The organism is Mesorhizobium sp. AR07 (assembly GCF_024746815.1).
In the GTDB taxonomy this organism is placed as follows: Bacteria; Pseudomonadota; Alphaproteobacteria; order Rhizobiales; family Rhizobiaceae; genus Mesorhizobium.
This window is the reverse complement of sequence record NZ_CP080525.1, coordinates 362,937-378,703: the sequence shown is the minus strand read 5'-3', so window position 1 is coordinate 378,703 and position 15,767 is coordinate 362,937. Positions and strand designations below refer to the sequence as shown.

The window sequence follows — 15,767 nt, the reverse complement described above, 5'->3', positions numbered from 1 at the left end:
GGCCTTGGCTTCTTGTTCAAGGCTGGTCTCTTCTTGGCAATGCGATACAAAGCGCGACACGATTCAGGCGCTTTCAAAACCACCGCGCGTGTTCAGACTTCGGCGCAAAATCCGACACCGCCACGCTGGCGAAACCTTTCAACAGATTGCCATACGGCAAGGGATGTTTGCGACCGGCGCGTTGCACCGGATCAGGCTTGGCCAACAAGGCCAAGGTATCCCTGTGACGGCGTATCCCTGAGAGCTAGCGCCGGCTGAACAGCAGGCTGGCCACAAGACCGACCACCACAAGGCCAACCGCGGCAGCCGCCGCCGGATGGTCGCGGGCCGATTTCTCGATCACCCTGCCCTGTTTGCGGATGGCCGGCACTGCATCCCGCAGACGCCCAGCAAGATCGGAATAGGTGTCGAGCGCGGCATCACGACCGTCTTCGTAATAGGTGCCGCCCCGCTTGGCCACGGCCTTCCTCAAGCCGGCCAATTCCTTGCTGAGAGCCGCGACCTGCTTGTCGAGGTCGATATCCGAGAGGGTCGAAAATGATGCCATGACGTGTTTCCTTCACTTGCAGAAGGAAACGTAACGCGTCACCCCAAGGCGGGTTCCGGTTTTTCGAGACGCTGGGAGCAATCCCAGGAAAAGTGTGAAACGGTTTTCCCGGGAAAAGCACTTAGCGCTTTCCCTCGGGTAAAAGCACTTAGCGCTTTCCCTCGGGGAATTGCGTCAAACAAAGAGATGGAGCGGTTCTGCGTTTGCTTGAAACGACGAACCGCTCTGGCGTCGCTCCGTGCGGAGCGGTCAGCGCACCTGGTCGAGCAGGCGCTTGCATTCCAGGAGGTCGAACAGCGCCTCCTGCAGCAGCGCGCGATTGTCGCGCGAGAGTTTCGACGCGTCCGGCTGCACCGGACCATCCTCGTCGCTCTTGCCCAGGCCGAAAAAGCGGCGGCTGGGTTTGACGCGCGGCTGGCCGACCAGTTCATCATCCATGCCGCGCGGCTGGGCTGCCGGCGTCAGCGGCACCTGATCGGCCTGCCTTCGCTGCGAGATCGCCTCGACGGCCGCCATGTCGCCATTGCCGATGGCGACCAGGAAATGATTGCCATTCTCGCGCAACAGCTTCTGCACGCCCTTGATGGTGTAACCCTGGTCATAGAGCATGTGGCGGATGCCCTTGATCAGTTCGACATCCTGCGGCCGGTAGTAACGACGACCGCCACCGCGCTTCATCGGCTTGATCTGGTTGAAACGCGTTTCCCAGAAGCGCAGCACATGCTGCGGCAGATCGAGATCTTCGGCGACCTCGCTGATGGTCCGGAAGGCGTCCGGGCTCTTGTCCATGGGCGAATCCTCACGCTGGACGACGATCCGGCCTACCTGCCGAATCGGGTCTTATTTCAGCGGTTTGTAAAGCAATATTCAAGCCCGGCGTAATAGCAGCGCCGGTTTTCAACCGCGCAAGTGACCGGACGCGCAGGTGAACGGGGCTACTTGCCGCCTTTGGCCTTGCCGCTTTGATGGGACCGCAAGATACGGCTCTTCAGCACGTTCGACGACTTGAAGGTCATCACCCGGCGCGGCAGGATCGGCACTTCTTCGCCGGTCTTGGGGTTGCGGCCAATGCGCTCGTTCTTGGAGCGGACGTGGAATGTCGCGAAGGACGACAGCTTCACCGTCTCGCCACGGACGATCGCTTCGCAGATTTCGTCAAGCACCGCTTCGACAAGTTCGGCTGATTCAGTACGCGACAGGCCTACCTTTCGGTAAACGGCCTCGGCAAGGTCGGCGCGCGTAAGTGTCTTTCCCCCCATGCGACCGTCCCATCAGTTCAAAGCATAAAATCTGCACAACAGCGGTAGAGCCTAAGTAATTGATCCGGCAAGGTCAAGGACCGAAACCGGACCGTTCGGCACTTACCAGCGAACCAGAACAGCGCCCCAGGTGAAGCCGCCGCCCATCGCCTCCAGGAGCACCAGATCGCCCTTCTTGATGCGACCGTCGGCGACGGCCACCGAAAGCGCCAGCGGCACGGAAGCAGCCGAGGTGTTACCGTGCAAATCGACCGTCACCACCACCTTTTGCTCCGCTATCCCGAGCTTCTTGGCGGAAGCGTCAATAATTCGTTTATTGGCCTGGTGCGGCACGAACCAGTCGAGATCATCGGCCGATATACCGGCTTGTGAAAATGTCGCCTCGATGACGTCGGTGATCATGCCCACCGCATGCTTGAAGACTTCGCGGCCCTCCATCCTGAGATGGCCGACCGTGCCGGTGGTCGACGGCCCGCCGTCGACGAAAAGCTTGTCCTTGTGCGTACCGTCGGAGCGCAGGCTGGCCGCCAGAACGCCGCGGTCGGCGATCGAGCCAGCACCCTCGCCTGCTTCCAGGACCAGAGCGCCGGCGCCGTCGCCGAACAGCACACAGGTCGAGCGGTCGCTCCAGTCGAGGATGCGCGAGAATGTTTCCGAGCCGATCACCAGGACGCGCTTGGCCAGGCCGCCACGGATGTAGAGGTCGGCGGTGGTCACGGCGTAGACGAAGCCGGAGCAGACCGCCTGCATGTCGAAGGCAAAGCCGTGATGCATGCCGAGCCGGCTCTGAATATCCACGGCGGTGGCCGGAAAGGTGTTGTTGGGCGTCGAGGTCGCCAGCACGATCACATCGATGTCGGCGGCCGTCAGGCCGGCATTGGCGAGTGCCGCGCGCGCCGCCGCTTCACCCAGCGAAGCCGTCGTCTCGTCATCCCCCGCGATATGGCGCTGGCGGATGCCGGTGCGCTGGGCGATCCACTCGTCGGAGGTTTCGACCATGCCTTCGAAATCGGCATTCTTCATGATTCGGCGGGGCAGCGCGGCGCCCGTGCCGCGCACGACTGATCTGATCAAAGCTCTTTCCTATTCCTTCGCGTCGCTAACGACGTCGGATTTCCTAGATGTCAGGGCATGCGGGTTGCGCGCGTGAAACAGGTCGAGGTCGGCCTCGATGCGGTCGAGCAGATTGTTGCGCACCATGTCATAGCCAAGCTCGATCGCCGCGGCGAAGCCGTCCGAATCCGCACCCCCGTGGCTTTTCACCACGATGCCGTTCAGCCCCAGGAAGACGCCGCCGTTGGAACGGCCGACATCCATCTTTTCGCGCAGGCGATCGAAGGCGCCCCTGGCGAAGATATAGCCGATCCTGGCCATCAAGGTCCGGCTCATCGCCGCGCGCAGGTAGCCGGCGATCTGGCGCACCGTGCCTTCCGCCGTCTTCAAGGCGATGTTGCCGGCAAAGCCTTCGGTGACGACAACGTCGACCACGCCCTTGCCGATGTCGTCGCCCTCGACGAAACCGTGATAGTTCATCGAGGCCATATTGGCTTCGCGCAGTATGCGCCCTGCCTCCTTGACCTCTTCCTGGCCCTTGATCTCCTCGACGCCGACATTGAGCAGGCCTACGCTGGGCCGGGCAATGCCGAAGACCGAGCGCGCCATGCCGGTGCCGAGAATGGCAAAATCAATCAGCTGGTGCGCGTCGGCGCCGATGGTGGCGCCGACATCCAGCACCACGCTTTCGCCGCGCAATGTCGGCCAAAGTGCAGCGATGGCCGGGCGATCGATGGTCGCCATGGTGCGCAGGCAGAATTTCGACATCGCCATCAGCGCGCCGGTGTTGCCGGCGGAAATGCAGGCGTCCGCCGTGCCGGCCTTGACCGCTTCGACGGCCTTCCACATCGACGACTTCCAGCGGCCGTGGCGCAGCGCCTGGCTCGGCTTGTCGTCCATCCTGACTGCTATCTCGCAGTGGAAGAACTCGCTGACCTCGGCCAGTTTGGGAAATTTGGCGAGTTCCGGGCGCACGACTTCCTCACGTCCGTAGATGACGAAGCGGATGTCGGGACGGCGGGTCGCGACCGTCATGAGCGCTGGAATGACCACGGCTGGTCCGTGATCGCCGCCCATGGCATCGATGGAAATCCTGATCACTCGGTATTCATCTCACGGTTTGGCGGCAGGTCGCTTTAGTGATCGCGAAGGTTCGGCGAAAATAACGGTTTTGGGCTGCCGCACAACCGACTTTTCCGTCGCGGGCGAGGTTTTCAGGATTTTCCCAGCAGGGATCGCAGTTTTTGCTGAAATTCATTCTCCGCCTGTTCGATCTCGCCGCCGCCATCCAGTGAGGCGCCCTGCTTGCGCGGATAAGGATCGATCGCCAGTCCGAAGAACTGTTCGGCGAGCGCCCCGACGTCGATCGTATCGCCGGAAAATGTTTCGGGAGCGTCGGGACCGTCGGCGTCGAGCAGGATCTCGCCGCCGGCGTCGAAACCCTGCCGCCCGAGTTTGGAGTCCTCGGGCAGCAACAGCGCTTCGATCGCCTCGTCGATGTGAGCCTCGACAGGGTCGAGCGTGACGATGCAGGCCTGGGTGATGTCGGCTTCGACGCGACCGCTGACCTTCACGCCGTTGCGCTTCCATGGCGTCACCAGCAGCTCGGCGCGGTAGGCTTCCACCGAAAGCAGTTCGTGCTCCTCGGCCAGCGCCGCGCGCTGCGCGGCATCGGCCTCGATCACCACCGGCAAACCCTTGTGCGGCAAACGGGCAACGTTTGCGCGCAAGGACACCGGGCTTTGCGGGTCAGCATGTTTCATCCCTCAACCTCCATTGGCGACGGGAAACGCCACCGTGCCTGAGACAATCGATTCGGATGGCTGCTCGGCCAGCCGATCGCGGGCGTCGGTGACATAGCTGGCCAGCAGTGCCGCTTCCGGCCAGGTGCCGGCGTCGGGCCGGACGTTGCGGGCAAGGGCTGTGGTGAGCCCGTCATGGTCGTTCCTCTCCAGCGCGTCGTCATAGGCGGCGGTTCGGCCATAAAACATCTTTGCCAGCTTTTTCATGCGTTTCGGCACGCCGACGTCGCCAATGCCCAATTCCCGCAGCGAATGATCGACATCGAGGAAGAACTCGTCGATCAGCACCTGGGCGACCTCTTGCGCCACACCGTCCTCGCCGCGCAAGCGGTGCTGGAACAGGAACATGTGCAACGACACCATCTCGAAACGGCCAAGCGGCGTATCGGGCACATTCCAGTGGGAATAAAACACGGTCTGCCGCGCCGCCGCCACGATTTGTGCGTAAAGCGCCTCGGTGATGGCGCGGTTGGCTTGGCGTTCGCGGCCAAAAAGGCGCTGGAACATTGGGGATGGTCTCCCGGGACCGTTTGTTGAAGTGGCCTTGTTGCATCGGCAAGCAAGCTGGTTTACCGGTTTTGCGGCCCAGCGCAAGTTGCGGCGATGTAATGGAGAATTGTTGTTGCGCGCGCTGAATTTCAAGTCGACCTTCTCGTCCAGGCCCGCTGGCGCGATCTCGCTGCTGCTCGTCGTCTCGGCGCTTTCGGCATGCCACACCAACAAGATGATCGGCGACCTCAACCCGAGCGAGACACTGACGCAAGGGTATGTCATCGACCAGCAGGCCATCGATTCGGTGCCCGTCGGCTCCAGCCGCGAGCAGGTGATCCTGTCTCTGGGAACGCCGTCAACCACGGCGACGTTCGACAACGAGGCGTTTTATTACATTTCGCAGACGCGCAAGCGCTACGTCGCCTTCGACAAGCCGAGACTCATTGACCAGCATGTGCTGGCGGTCTATTTCGGCGCCGACGGTCGCGTCACCCAGATCGCCAATTACGGCTTGAAGGACGGCAAGGTGTTCGACTTCATCTCGCGCACCACGCCGACCGGCGGCAAGGACCAGAACTTCCTCAGCCAGATCATCAATGGCGCCAGCAAGCTGGCCCCAGGAATCCCAGGCGGTGGCACGCCCTGATCTTCCGACTGTTTTCCCGAAGGAAGACAGCACCATCTCAGGCGACCAAAAGCCCGCAGGAGCAATCCTGCGGGTTTTTGTTGTGGGGGATCGGTCAACGCAAGGCCGGCGGCACGCTTGCCGGCAAATGGGGTGGGCTACGGTTGCCGAACCGCAAGCCGGGGCCTGGACGAGATTGCTTGCGCGAACGCAGCGAGGACCGGGGCGGAGAAAAGCGCTGAACGGTCGAAATTGTCATCGCTTCGACAAAAAAACCGCGGGATTGCTCCCGCGGGTTTTGTTTTCGAGCGAATGCTTTGCTCAGCCGTGCGCCAGCACGGCCAGCAGCAGCAGCGCGACGATGTTGGTGATCTTGATCGCCGGGTTGACGGCCGGACCGGCGGTGTCCTTGTAGGGATCGCCGACCGTGTCGCCGGTCACCGAGGCCTTGTGCGCTTCGGAACCCTTGAGATGCTTGACGCCGTCCTTGTCGACAAAGCCGTCCTCGAAGGACTTTTTCGCATTGTCCCAGGCGCCGCCGCCCGAGGTCATCGAGATGGCGACGAACAGGCCGTTGACGATGACGCCGAGCAGCGAGGCGCCGAGGGCGGCAAAGGCGGACGCCTTTGAACCCGAGATCAGCAGCACGCCGAAATAGACGACGAGCGGCGCCAGCACAGGCAGCAGCGACGGGATGATCATTTCCCGGATCGCCGCCTTGGTCAGCAGGTCGACCGCACGCGCATAGTTCGGCTTGGAGGTGCCGGCCATGATGCCCGGATCCTCGCGGAACTGCTTGCGCACCTCCTCGACGATGGCACCCGCCGCACGGCCGACAGCCGTCATGGCGATACCGCCGAACAGATACGGGATCAGGCCGCCGAAGATCAGGCCGGCGACGACGTAGGGGTTGGAGAGATCGAAGGAGATTTCACCCATGCCCTGGAAGTAGGGATACTTGTCGCCATTGGCGGCAAAGAACTTCAGGTCGTTCGAATAGGCGGCGAACAGCACCAGCGCGCCGAGACCGGCCGAACCGATGGCGTAGCCCTTGGTCACCGCCTTGGTGGTGTTGCCGACCGCGTCGAGCGCGTCGGTGGAGTGGCGCACTTCCTTGGGCAGGCCGGCCATTTCGGCAATACCGCCGGCATTGTCGGTGACCGGGCCGAAGGCGTCGAGCGCAACGATCATGCCGGCAAGGCCAAGCATCGTCGTGACCGCGATCGCCGTGCCGTAGAGGCCGGCGAGCTGATAGGTCGAGATGATGCCGCCGACGATGACGATCGCCGGCAGTGCCGTCGATTCCAGCGAGACCGCGAGGCCCTGGATGACGTTGGTGCCGTGACCGGTCACCGACGCCTGGGCGATGGAGTTGACCGGCCGCTTATTGGTGCCGGTGTAGTATTCGGTGATCACCACGATGAGACCGGTCACCACGAGGCCGATCAGGCCGCAGATGAACAGGTTCTTGCCGGTGATGGCCATGCCGGCAACGGTGCCGATCTCGCCCCAGCCCAACGTTGCCGAGGTGGCGACGCCGAGGCCTACGATGGACAGGAGACCGGTGACGATCAGGCCCTTGTAGAGAGCGCCCATGATCGAACCGTTGGAGCCGAGCTTGACGAAGAAGGTGCCGACGATCGAGGTCAGGATGCAGGCGCCGCAGATGGCGAGCGGATAGAGCATCACGGCGCCGAGGACAGCGGTGCCGCCGAAGAAGATGGCGCCGAGGACCATGGTGGCGACGACGGTCACCGCATAGGTTTCGAACAGGTCGGCGGCCATGCCGGCGCAGTCGCCGACATTGTCGCCGACATTGTCGGCGATGGTGGCCGGGTTGCGCGGATCATCTTCGGGAATGCCGGCTTCGACCTTGCCGACAAGATCGCCGCCGACGTCGGCGCCCTTGGTGAAGATACCGCCGCCGAGACGGGCGAAGATCGAGATCAGCGATGCGCCGAAGCCAAGCGAAACCAGCGAGTCGATGACGATGCGGTCATTGGGCTGAAGGCCCATGAAATGGGTGAGGATGAGGTAGTAGATCGACACGCCGAGCAACGCCAGGCCAGCGACCAGCATACCGGTGATGGCGCCCGATTTGAAGGCGATGTCGAGACCGGCGGCGAGGCTGTTGGACGCCGCCTGCGCGGTGCGCACATTGGCCCGCACCGAAACGTGCATGCCGATGAAGCCGGCGGCGCCGGACAGAACGGCGCCGATCAGGAAGCCGATCGCGGCGGTGATGGAAAGCAACCACCAGGCGAGCAGCAGCACGACCACGCCGACCATGGCGATGGTGGTGTACTGGCGCGCCAGATAGGCCTGCGCGCCTTCGCGGATGGCGGCGGAGATTTCCTGCATGCGTGCATTGCCCTGATCGGCCGCGAGGACCGAACGTGTCGCCCAAATGGCGTAAAGGATTGAAAGCAGGCCGCAGGCGATGACGGCGGAAATAATTGTCATTGCCGGATTTTCCTCGATTGATGGCCCAAAAGAACCCCTCCCTGGGCCGTTGAGACAAAGACCGGATGCCGCGCACGGAATCCGCCTCTTCGCAGCGGTGTATGCGAAACAGGGCTGCGAACGTCAAGATATTGTTCAGTTTTTGCCCGGCTTTCGCCCAAAAGGCATAGGCCACGAGATCGCCACCGTCGGCATTGCCCTATTGGATCGATTGAAATCGGTCCTGGCCCAAGGTGTGCTACTCTGCCTCCCTGCCCATGCGTCGCGCCGTGTAGCGCTCGATCGCCGACAGCCCGTCATAGATCAGCACGGCGAGTGCTGCCACGATCAGCCCGCCTTGCAGGATGAAGGCGAGGTTGTTGGACAACAGACCGGCGATGATCACCTCGCCAAGCGTCTTGGCGGCAACGGTCGAGCCGATGGTGGCGGTGGCAAGGCCGATGACAACCGACAGCCTGATGCCGCCGAGAATGATCGGCGCGCTGAGCGGCAATTCGACCTTGGTGAGCCGTTGCCAGCCGGTCATGCCGGCGCCGCGCGCCGCCTCCATGACATTGGCCGGCAGCGTCGTCAGTCCTGTCAGGGCGTTCTCGAAAATCGGCAGCAGGCCGTAGAGAAACAACGCGATCAGCGTCGGCTTTTCACCAAAGCCGACGGCTGGCACGGCGAGCGCCAGCACCGCCACCGGCGGGAAGGTCTGGCCGATATTGACCAGGCTGCGCGACAGCGGCAGGAACTCGGCGCCGGCCGGCCTCGTGACCAGGATGGCCAGCGCCACCGCGACGATGGTCGCGGCCACTGTAGCGATCAGCACGGTGCGCAAATGCAGCAAGGTCAGCGTCAGCAGACTGCCCTGATTGTAGATCACCGGCGCATTGTTCTCGGTCAGCGGCTTCAGCAGCGGCTCGAACCATCCCGGGTTGGTGAGGAAGGCGACGAGCAGCACCACAAGGGCAAGCCGCAGCAGCGCCGGCAGCCAGGCTTTCATGCCGGCCTCGCCGCACGTTTGACCAAACCGTCGACCGTGACGCGACCGATCGACTTGCCGTCGGCGGCCTTTACCGGCAATGCGGGCCGGCCCGACCACAGCAACTCGGCCAGCGCATCGCGCTGGCTGGCATCGCCTGATATCGCCTCGCCTTCGGCGGCGCCTTTCTCAACCGCATCACGCACCCGGCCGAGCGACAGCAACCGGAACGGCCTTTCGCTGGCGCCGACCAGGGTCTCGACGAAGGCGCTGGCCGGCTTCGCCAGGATCTCGGCAGGCCTGGCGTATTGCACAAGCTTGCCGGCATCCATGACGGCGATCTTGTCGCCCATGTGCACGGCTTCTTCCATGTCGTGGGTAACGAGGATGATGGTGGTGCCGAAGCGCTTCTGGATCGCCAGCAGATCCTCCTGCGCCTTGGTGCGGATGATCGGGTCGAGCGCGCCGAACGGTTCGTCCATCAACAGCACGTTGGGCTCGGCAGCGAGCGCGCGGGCGACGCCGACGCGCTGCTGCTGGCCGCCTGACAATTCGTGCGGATAGCGCGGGCCGAAGGCTTCGGGATCAAGCTGGTAGAGCGTCATCAACTCGTCGACACGCGCCTTGATGCGGGCCTTGTCCCAGCCAAGCAGCACCGGCACGGTGGCGATGTTCTGCGCCACCGTGCGATGCGGAAACAGGCCGTGGCCCTGGATGGCATAGCCGATGCTGCGGCGCAGTTCGTAGCCGGGGACAGAGCGATTGTCGGCGCCGTCGAGCTTGATGATGCCAGCGGTCGGCTCGACCAGCCGGTTGATCATGCGCAGCAGCGTCGTCTTGCCGGAACCCGATGTGCCGACAATGACGCAAACCGTGCGCGGCTCGATGACCATCGAGACGTCATCGACCACCGTTGTCGCGTCATAGCGCTTGGTAATGCCTTCGATCTCGATCATGCCGTTTCAACCCTGCGCTTGGTGGCGGTCATTTCGATCGCCGCATCGAGAATGATGGCGGCGGCAAAGGCGAGCGCGACGGTCGGCACGGCGCCGAGCAGCACCAGATCCATCGCCGTCTGGCCAACGCCCTGGAAGACGAACACGCCGAAACCGCCGCCGCCGATGAGTGCGGCAATGGTGGCCAAGCCGATATTCTGCACCAAAACGATGCGGATGCCGGTGAGGATCACCGGGAAGGCCAGCGGAAACTCGACGCCGAACAGGCGCTGCCTGTCGGTCATGCCCATGCCGCGCGCCGCGTCGTTGGCGGCGCGCGGCACGCCGGCGAGCCCGACCACGGTGTTGGCCACCACCGGCAGCAGCGAATAGAGGAACAGAGCGACGAAAGCCGGCGCCGTGCCGATGCCGCGAATGCCAAGCGCGGCGGCTCCCGGCACATGTGTGGCGACCCAGCCGAGCGGCGCGATCAGCAGGCCGAACAGCGCGATCGAGGGAATGGTCTGGATGATGTTGAGGACGTTGAGCACGCCGGCGCGTAGCCTTTCGACGCGATGGCAAAGGATGCCAAGCGGCAGGCCGACGATCACGGCAGCAAGCAGCGAACCGAGCGCCAGCGTCACATGCTTTGATCCCTCCGCCCAGAAACTGTCGGCGCGGTTGAAATATTCCTTCAGGATCGACAGATTGTCCCAGCTTCCCGACATCAACAGCAGGCCGATCGCCAAAGCCGCGACGACAAGCACACCAACCCGCGCCAGTGGCGACAGGTTCAGCCGCGTCAGTACATCGGCCAGCAGAAGCGTGAAGGCAAAGATGAGTATCCAGAAACCGGAGGCTGGCGAAACCCTCGCAAAGGTGTTGCCGGCCGGCGTCAGAAACGTGCCGGCGACGCCGATCAACAGCGCCAGCGCGGCAAGCGCCACCACGCTGGCGGCAAGGCGCAGGACAAGCGGCGTCTTGAACAGCGCGATGAGTGCCGCAGCGACCACGACGACGAGCAGCAGCGTCCCGGTCGTTGCCGGCAGCGCCTCGAGAATCGAGCGCGCCTGGCCGGGAACGATGCGGTTCGCGCGGAATGTGGCAAAGGGCGCGGCAAAGGCCGCATAGGCTGCGATCACGGCGATGACCACACCGAGTTTGTCGAACCGGATGATCATGATGATGCACATCTGTGCGAGGAGGTGGACCTTGGGAGAGATGCGGCTGCGCTGATGTAACCTCTGCGCGAGGCGCCCCCCTCTGGCCTGCCGGCCATCTCCCCCTCAAGGGGGGAGATCAGATGTCCCGACGGCCTTCGCCAATTTTCAGCGGTGCAAGGTGAGTGCCGGCGCCGCCGCTGCCGATCTCCCCCCATGAGGGGGAGATGGCCGGCAGGCCAGAGGGGCGCGCTTCGCACCGGCGTCTCAGTCTAACGCTTGCTACTTCAAGAACCCATTCTTCTTCAAAAAGTCCTCGGCGACGCCCTTGACCGGCTCGCCGCCGACCTGCACGCGACCGTTCAGCTCCTGCAGGGTGACGAGGTCGAGCTTGGCGAAGACCGGCTTCAGCAGCGTCTCGATCTCGGGATGTTGCTTGAGCACGGATTCACGGATGATCGGCGCCGGCTGGTAGACCGGCTGCACGCCCTTGTCGTCGTCGAGCACGACCAGACCGGACGGCGCGATGCCGCCATCGGTGCCGTAGACCATGGCGGCATTCGCCCCACTGGTCTGGTTGGCGGCCGCGGCGATGGTTGCCGCCGTGTCACCGCCGGAGAGCGTGATCAGCTGGTCCGGCTTCAGCTTGAAGCCATAGGTGGTCTGGAATGCCGGAAGTGCGGCCGCCGAATTGACAAACTCGGCGGAGGCCGCCAGCACCACCGGGCCACCGCCCGCAACATATTTGCCGAAGTCGGTGAGCGTGGCGAGCTTGTTGGTCTCGGCAACCTCCTTGCGCAGCGCGATCGCCCAGGTGTTGTTGGCCGGTGACGGTGACAGCCAGACGATCTTGTTGGCGTCGTAGTCGAGCTTCTTGGCCGCCTCATAGGCCTTGGCGGCATCCTTCCAGACCGGGTCGTCGGCCTTCTCGAAGAAGAAGGCGGCGTTGCCGGTGTATTCGGGATAGATGTCAATCTCGCCAGCGGTGATCGCCTTGCGCACCACCGGCGTGCCGCCGAGCTGGATGCGGTCGGTGGTCTTGATGTTGTTGGCGTTGAGAACGAGCTGGATGATGTTGCCCAGCACGCCGCCCTCGGTGTCGATCTTCGAGGAGACAACCACCTGGGCGCTGGCGGAGGCCGCCGTGATGCCGAGCGCCAATGCCGCGCTGGCCAGAACCTTGACTGAAAACATGGTGAAAACCCCTTGCTGTGAACCGGAATGCGGCGGCCGCATATGAGCATGGCTTCAGCGGCCAGTCGGGGTACACGGTTTCATAACAATGGGCACAGACGCAATAATTTTGTTCAGGCGAGGCAGGTTGGGCCGACACCATGCTGACAGCGCCGCGCCAGGCAAGCGCCGACCGGCGTCAGGCATGGGCTTTGCGCAGGCCCGTCAGCTTGAGTGCGCCAAGCGCGACGAAGCACAGAACGGTGACCGGGAAGATCATCCAGTTCAGCATCTCCCAGCCCCAGGCGTTGTAGACCATGCCCGACATCAGCGACGCGCAGGCGACGGAGCCGAACAGGACGAAGTCATGGAAGCCCTGCACCTTGCCCTTTTCCGACGGCCGGTAACTGGCCGCCACCATCGCGGTGGCGCCGATGAAGCCGAAATTCCAGCCAAGGCCAAGCAGGATCAGTGCCGTCCAGAACTGCCACAGCGCCAAACCTGACAGCGCGACAATGGCGCAACCCATCAGCAGGATCAGGCCGGTGGCGACGATGCGCTCGGCGCCGAAGCGATGGATCAGCGAGCCGGTGAAGAAGCTCGGCGCGAACATCGCCATGACGTGCCAGGAGATGCCGAGCGTCGCGTCGTTCTCCGACAGTCCACAACCGACCATGGCCAGCGGGGCGCCAGTCATGACGAAGCTCATCAGCGCGTAGCTGCCGACCGCGCAGAACAGCGCCGCGACGAAGCGCGGGCGGGTAACGATTTCGGCCAATGGCCTGGCGTCGCTGTCGGCGATTTCCGCCTTGCCGGTTGCCTTCGCCGGCAGGCGCAGGAACGACAGGATGACGGCGCCGACCGCGGCCAGCGGCAAGATCGCGGCGAACGAACCGGCAAACATCACCGGCGCGAACGATTCGCGGGTGAAGATGACGATCTGCGGCCCGAGAATGGCGGTGACGATGCCACCGGCCAGCACGAAGGAGATGGCGCGCGCCTTGAACTGCGGCGGCGCATTGTCGGCGGCGGCAAAACGGAACTGCTGGACGAAGGCGCCGCCGACGCCGATGACAGCCAAGCCGAAAGCAAACAGCCAGAAGCTGCCGTGGAAAAGCGCTGATGTGGCGACCAGGCCGCCAAGCGCGGTGACGATCGTGCCGGTCATGAAGCCGCCGCGCTGGCCCATGTGACGGATGATGGCCGCTGCCGGCAGCGCGCCGAGCGCCACGCCGATGTTGAAGCCGGTGACCGGTGCCGTCGCCAGCGACTTGTCGGGCCCAAGCAGATATTGGCCGGCCAGCGCACCCATGGAGATGGCGATGGGTGCCGCCGAGCCGATGATCGCCTGCGAAGCGGCGAGGATCAGGGCGGTGCGACGCGCCTCCCTGCCCGCCTCGACGGCGATTGCTGTCATGATGCGTCCTTGCCGCGCCCCTCGCCACGCACCCGGCGTGACACACGGTCGAGCACGGCGTTGACCAGCTTCGGCTCGTCTTCCTCGTAGAAGGCCTTGGCGATGTCGACATATTCGGAAACGATGACGGCGACAGGGACATCGTCGCGCTTCATCAGTTCATAGACGCCGGCACGCAGGATGGCGCGCAGCGTCGAATCGAGCCTCGACAGCGGCCAGTCCTCGGTCAGCGCCTGGCGGATGATCGGATCGACGGTTTTCTGGTTTTCGACGACCCCAGCGAGAATGGCGCGAAACCATTGCGCGTCGGCCTCGCGATACAGCGCGCCGTCGACTTCCTTGCCAAGACGAAAGGCCTCGTATTCGGCGGTGATCTCGAAGACGCCGCTGCCGGCGACGTCCATCTGGTAGAGCGCCTGCACGGCGGCCAAACGGGCAGCGCCGCGCTTGTTGGCCTGGCGTACCGGTGGGCGGTCCTTGTCTCCGGATTGCGTCACGCCAGTCAGGCTCCGAGCCGTTTCTTGACAGTGATCATGGTGAGGGCGGCACGCGCTGCAAAGCCACCCTTGTCGCCTTCGGTGCGCCGGGCGCGCGTCCAAGCCTGCTCGTCATTCTCGGTGGTCAGGATGCCGTTGCCGATGCAGATCGATTCCTGCACCGAAAGGTCCATCAGCGCGCGCGCGGATTCGTTGGCGACGATGTCAAAGTGGTGCGTCTCGCCGCGGATCACGGTGCCAAGCGCGACATAGCCATCATAGTCGGTCCCCTCGCCTTCGGCGGCATCGAGCGTAAAGGAGATCACAGCCGGAATTTCCAGCGCGCCAGGCACGGTGACGACGTCGTATTTGGCCCCGGCTTCATCGAGCGCGGCCTTGGCACCGTCGAGCAGCGCATCCGCCAGATCGTCATAGAAGCGGGCTTCAATGATCAGCAGCTTGAGTTTCTTGTTCCTGGGCATTTTGCGTCACGTCTCCGGCGGAGCGGGTGACTTAGGCCGAAGCCCGTTTGATCGCAAGCGAAGATGCTCTTTTTTGTCATCTGAAGAGCTCGGCAACATCGGCCATCGGCAGGAACAGCTTCATCGGCTGGTCCGGGAACGGCAAGAAACTTTCCCTCTCATAGAAGCGGCGGGCATTCTCGTCCTTGGCATCGACGATGACGGCGAAGGAGGCGATCTCGCTGCCGAGCGAGCGGAACAAGGCATCGGCCAGGAGATAGCGGCCGTAGCCCTTGCCCTGCTGGCGGCGATCGACGGCCAGGCGTCCGAGCAACGTTGCGGGAATGAGCGGATAGCGCGGCAGTTTGCGGATGGTCTGAGCCGGCCATTCGCCGACATTCACGGCAGTCGATGACAGGGTGTAGTAGCCGGCAATGGCTCCGTCCTGTAGAACCAGAACGAAGGGAGCCGCCATGTTCTTGCGGGCATCTTGTCCAGCCTGCATTCTGAAGTAGCGATCGAGCGGCTCGACAACACTCTCAAACGATGTCCTGTCATGCTGCGGGCCAAGCACCTCAACCCGCGAGACTTCCGCAATCGACCCACCCACCCTGTCAGGCGCCGGTGGCCCGGCGATACCGGCTCACAGTATCGCGCAGGCGGTCATTGACGGGCCGGGGATTGATCAGAGCATCGACGAAGGCCTGACTGTCGCGGACAGACAGATCGAGGCGCTGGTGTTCCTCGATGGCCCGTCGAGCAGCTTCCTGCACACTGGTCAGCACGAAATCCGTCACCGTCCGGCCCTGAAGTGCGGCGGCCTGTTCGATAAGAGTCTTCTGATCAGCCGTGACCCGTGTTTCCAGACGCTCGCCACGGACACGGCCGCGAGACGTATTCAAGGCAGGTGGGGCCATCATCGTTCTCCTGACAACAA

General features: G+C 63.5%; 19 protein-coding genes. 1 reads left to right on the top strand and 18 read right to left on the bottom strand.

The annotated features are described in order from the left end of the window. Positions 1 to 73: 73 nt before the first annotated feature. From BPNPMPFG_RS01955 to BPNPMPFG_RS01920, 8 genes are all read right to left on the bottom strand, one after another. Positions 74 to 205 (bottom strand): hypothetical protein, encoded by a 132-nt coding sequence (locus BPNPMPFG_RS01955; RefSeq protein ID WP_258593006.1) that lies wholly within the window; start codon positions 203 to 205, stop codon positions 74 to 76. Between the two features lie 39 nt (positions 206 to 244). Next, positions 245 to 547 (bottom strand): MDR/zinc-dependent alcohol dehydrogenase-like family protein, encoded by a 303-nt coding sequence (locus BPNPMPFG_RS01950; RefSeq protein ID WP_258593005.1) that lies wholly within the window; start codon positions 545 to 547, stop codon positions 245 to 247. Positions 548 to 796: 249 nt separating this feature from the next. After that, positions 797 to 1,336: a MerR family transcriptional regulator gene (locus BPNPMPFG_RS01945; RefSeq protein WP_023810244.1), complete on the bottom strand. Its 540-nt coding sequence runs from the start codon at positions 1,334 to 1,336 to the stop codon at positions 797 to 799. 146 nt (positions 1,337 to 1,482) lie between these two features. Further along, the gene (locus BPNPMPFG_RS01940; RefSeq protein ID WP_111545727.1) at positions 1,483 to 1,806 is read right to left on the bottom strand and encodes an integration host factor subunit alpha; all 324 of its coding nucleotides are present in this window, start codon (positions 1,804 to 1,806) and stop codon (positions 1,483 to 1,485) included. Between the two features lie 102 nt (positions 1,807 to 1,908). Next, positions 1,909 to 2,880, bottom strand: a complete 972-nt coding sequence (locus tag BPNPMPFG_RS01935) for a beta-ketoacyl-ACP synthase III (RefSeq protein ID WP_258593004.1) — start codon at positions 2,878 to 2,880, stop codon at positions 1,909 to 1,911. 9 nt (positions 2,881 to 2,889) lie between these two features. Then, entirely contained in the window at positions 2,890 to 3,960 is a 1,071-nt protein-coding gene (gene plsX / locus BPNPMPFG_RS01930) for a phosphate acyltransferase PlsX (RefSeq protein WP_258593003.1), read from the bottom strand. 113 nt (positions 3,961 to 4,073) lie between these two features. Then, entirely contained in the window at positions 4,074 to 4,622 is a 549-nt protein-coding gene (locus tag BPNPMPFG_RS01925; RefSeq protein ID WP_258593002.1) for a YceD family protein, read from the bottom strand. A 3-nt stretch (positions 4,623 to 4,625) separates the two neighbouring features. Further along, positions 4,626 to 5,168 (bottom strand): ubiquinol-cytochrome C chaperone family protein, encoded by a 543-nt coding sequence (locus BPNPMPFG_RS01920; protein WP_258593001.1) that lies wholly within the window; start codon positions 5,166 to 5,168, stop codon positions 4,626 to 4,628. Positions 5,169 to 5,283: 115 nt separating this feature from the next. Here BPNPMPFG_RS01920 and BPNPMPFG_RS01915 point away from each other — a divergent pair, with 115 nt between their 5' ends. Next, entirely contained in the window at positions 5,284 to 5,799 is a 516-nt protein-coding gene (locus BPNPMPFG_RS01915; RefSeq protein WP_258593000.1) for an outer membrane protein assembly factor BamE, read from the top strand. A 300-nt stretch (positions 5,800 to 6,099) separates the two neighbouring features. Here BPNPMPFG_RS01915 and BPNPMPFG_RS01910 read toward each other — a convergent pair whose 3' ends face one another. From BPNPMPFG_RS01910 to BPNPMPFG_RS01865, 10 genes are all read right to left on the bottom strand, one after another. Beyond that, the gene (locus tag BPNPMPFG_RS01910) at positions 6,100 to 8,241 is read right to left on the bottom strand and encodes a sodium-translocating pyrophosphatase (protein ID WP_258592999.1); all 2,142 of its coding nucleotides are present in this window, start codon (positions 8,239 to 8,241) and stop codon (positions 6,100 to 6,102) included. A gap of 238 nt (positions 8,242 to 8,479) precedes the next feature. Next, on the bottom strand, positions 8,480 to 9,229 hold the full coding sequence (locus BPNPMPFG_RS01905) for an ABC transporter permease (protein ID WP_258592998.1): 750 nt from the start codon (positions 9,227 to 9,229) through the stop codon (positions 8,480 to 8,482). Then, positions 9,226 to 10,164 (bottom strand): ABC transporter ATP-binding protein, encoded by a 939-nt coding sequence (locus BPNPMPFG_RS01900; protein WP_258592997.1) that lies wholly within the window; start codon positions 10,162 to 10,164, stop codon positions 9,226 to 9,228. Before BPNPMPFG_RS01900 ends, BPNPMPFG_RS01905 begins: the two co-directional genes overlap by 4 nt. Beyond that, positions 10,161 to 11,324 carry an ABC transporter permease gene (locus BPNPMPFG_RS01895; protein WP_258592996.1) on the bottom strand — a complete coding sequence of 388 codons (1,164 nt, stop codon included), beginning with the start codon at positions 11,322 to 11,324 and terminating at the stop codon, positions 10,161 to 10,163. The genes BPNPMPFG_RS01900 and BPNPMPFG_RS01895 overlap by 4 nt, the downstream gene beginning before the upstream one ends. 261 nt (positions 11,325 to 11,585) lie before the next feature. Next, complete coding sequence (gene osmF, locus BPNPMPFG_RS01890) at positions 11,586 to 12,497, bottom strand: glycine betaine ABC transporter substrate-binding protein OsmF (RefSeq protein WP_258592995.1); 912 nt, start codon at positions 12,495 to 12,497, stop codon at positions 11,586 to 11,588. A 178-nt stretch (positions 12,498 to 12,675) separates the two neighbouring features. Continuing rightward, on the bottom strand, positions 12,676 to 13,893 hold the full coding sequence (locus BPNPMPFG_RS01885) for an MFS transporter (RefSeq protein WP_258592994.1): 1,218 nt from the start codon (positions 13,891 to 13,893) through the stop codon (positions 12,676 to 12,678). Beyond that, positions 13,890 to 14,297: a transcription antitermination factor NusB gene (gene nusB, locus BPNPMPFG_RS01880; RefSeq protein ID WP_413776896.1), complete on the bottom strand. Its 408-nt coding sequence runs from the start codon at positions 14,295 to 14,297 to the stop codon at positions 13,890 to 13,892. Before nusB ends, BPNPMPFG_RS01885 begins: the two co-directional genes overlap by 4 nt. 98 nt (positions 14,298 to 14,395) lie before the next feature. Further along, positions 14,396 to 14,851, bottom strand: coding sequence for a 6,7-dimethyl-8-ribityllumazine synthase (locus BPNPMPFG_RS01875; protein ID WP_258592992.1), 456 nt, complete (start codon positions 14,849 to 14,851; stop codon positions 14,396 to 14,398). A 76-nt stretch (positions 14,852 to 14,927) separates the two neighbouring features. Then, positions 14,928 to 15,440 carry a GNAT family N-acetyltransferase gene (locus tag BPNPMPFG_RS01870; RefSeq protein WP_258592991.1) on the bottom strand — a complete coding sequence of 171 codons (513 nt, stop codon included), beginning with the start codon at positions 15,438 to 15,440 and terminating at the stop codon, positions 14,928 to 14,930. Between the two features lie 4 nt (positions 15,441 to 15,444). Continuing rightward, a complete protein-coding gene (locus BPNPMPFG_RS01865; protein WP_258592990.1) occupies positions 15,445 to 15,747 on the bottom strand; it encodes a type II toxin-antitoxin system TacA family antitoxin in 303 nt (100 codons plus the stop codon). Between the last annotated feature and the right edge of the window lie 20 nt (positions 15,748 to 15,767).

Bases quoted from the DNA above. Each gene is read 5' to 3' on its own strand.
- BPNPMPFG_RS01910 (WP_258592999.1), bottom strand. From the start codon at position 8,241: ATGACAATTATTTCCGCCGTCATCGCCTGCGGCCTGCTTTCAATCCTT.
- BPNPMPFG_RS01885 (WP_258592994.1), bottom strand. From the start codon at position 13,893: ATGACAGCAATCGCCGTCGAGGCGGGCAGGGAGGCGCGTCGCACCGCC.
- BPNPMPFG_RS01875 (WP_258592992.1), bottom strand. From the start codon at position 14,851: ATGCCCAGGAACAAGAAACTCAAGCTGCTGATCATTGAAGCCCGCTTC.
- osmF (WP_258592995.1), bottom strand. From the start codon at position 12,497: ATGTTTTCAGTCAAGGTTCTGGCCAGCGCGGCATTGGCGCTCGGCATC.
- BPNPMPFG_RS01940 (WP_111545727.1), bottom strand. From the start codon at position 1,806: ATGGGGGGAAAGACACTTACGCGCGCCGACCTTGCCGAGGCCGTTTAC.
- BPNPMPFG_RS01900 (WP_258592997.1), bottom strand. From the start codon at position 10,164: ATGATCGAGATCGAAGGCATTACCAAGCGCTATGACGCGACAACGGTG.
- BPNPMPFG_RS01925 (WP_258593002.1), bottom strand. From the start codon at position 4,622: ATGAAACATGCTGACCCGCAAAGCCCGGTGTCCTTGCGCGCAAACGTT.
- BPNPMPFG_RS01895 (WP_258592996.1), bottom strand. From the start codon at position 11,324: ATGATCATCCGGTTCGACAAACTCGGTGTGGTCATCGCCGTGATCGCA.
- nusB (WP_413776896.1), bottom strand. From the start codon at position 14,297: ATGGACGTCGCCGGCAGCGGCGTCTTCGAGATCACCGCCGAATACGAG.
- BPNPMPFG_RS01945 (WP_023810244.1), bottom strand. From the start codon at position 1,336: ATGGACAAGAGCCCGGACGCCTTCCGGACCATCAGCGAGGTCGCCGAA.
- BPNPMPFG_RS01865 (WP_258592990.1), bottom strand. From the start codon at position 15,747: ATGGCCCCACCTGCCTTGAATACGTCTCGCGGCCGTGTCCGTGGCGAG.
- BPNPMPFG_RS01920 (WP_258593001.1), bottom strand. From the start codon at position 5,168: ATGTTCCAGCGCCTTTTTGGCCGCGAACGCCAAGCCAACCGCGCCATC.
- BPNPMPFG_RS01950 (WP_258593005.1), bottom strand. From the start codon at position 547: ATGGCATCATTTTCGACCCTCTCGGATATCGACCTCGACAAGCAGGTC.
- BPNPMPFG_RS01905 (WP_258592998.1), bottom strand. From the start codon at position 9,229: ATGAAAGCCTGGCTGCCGGCGCTGCTGCGGCTTGCCCTTGTGGTGCTG.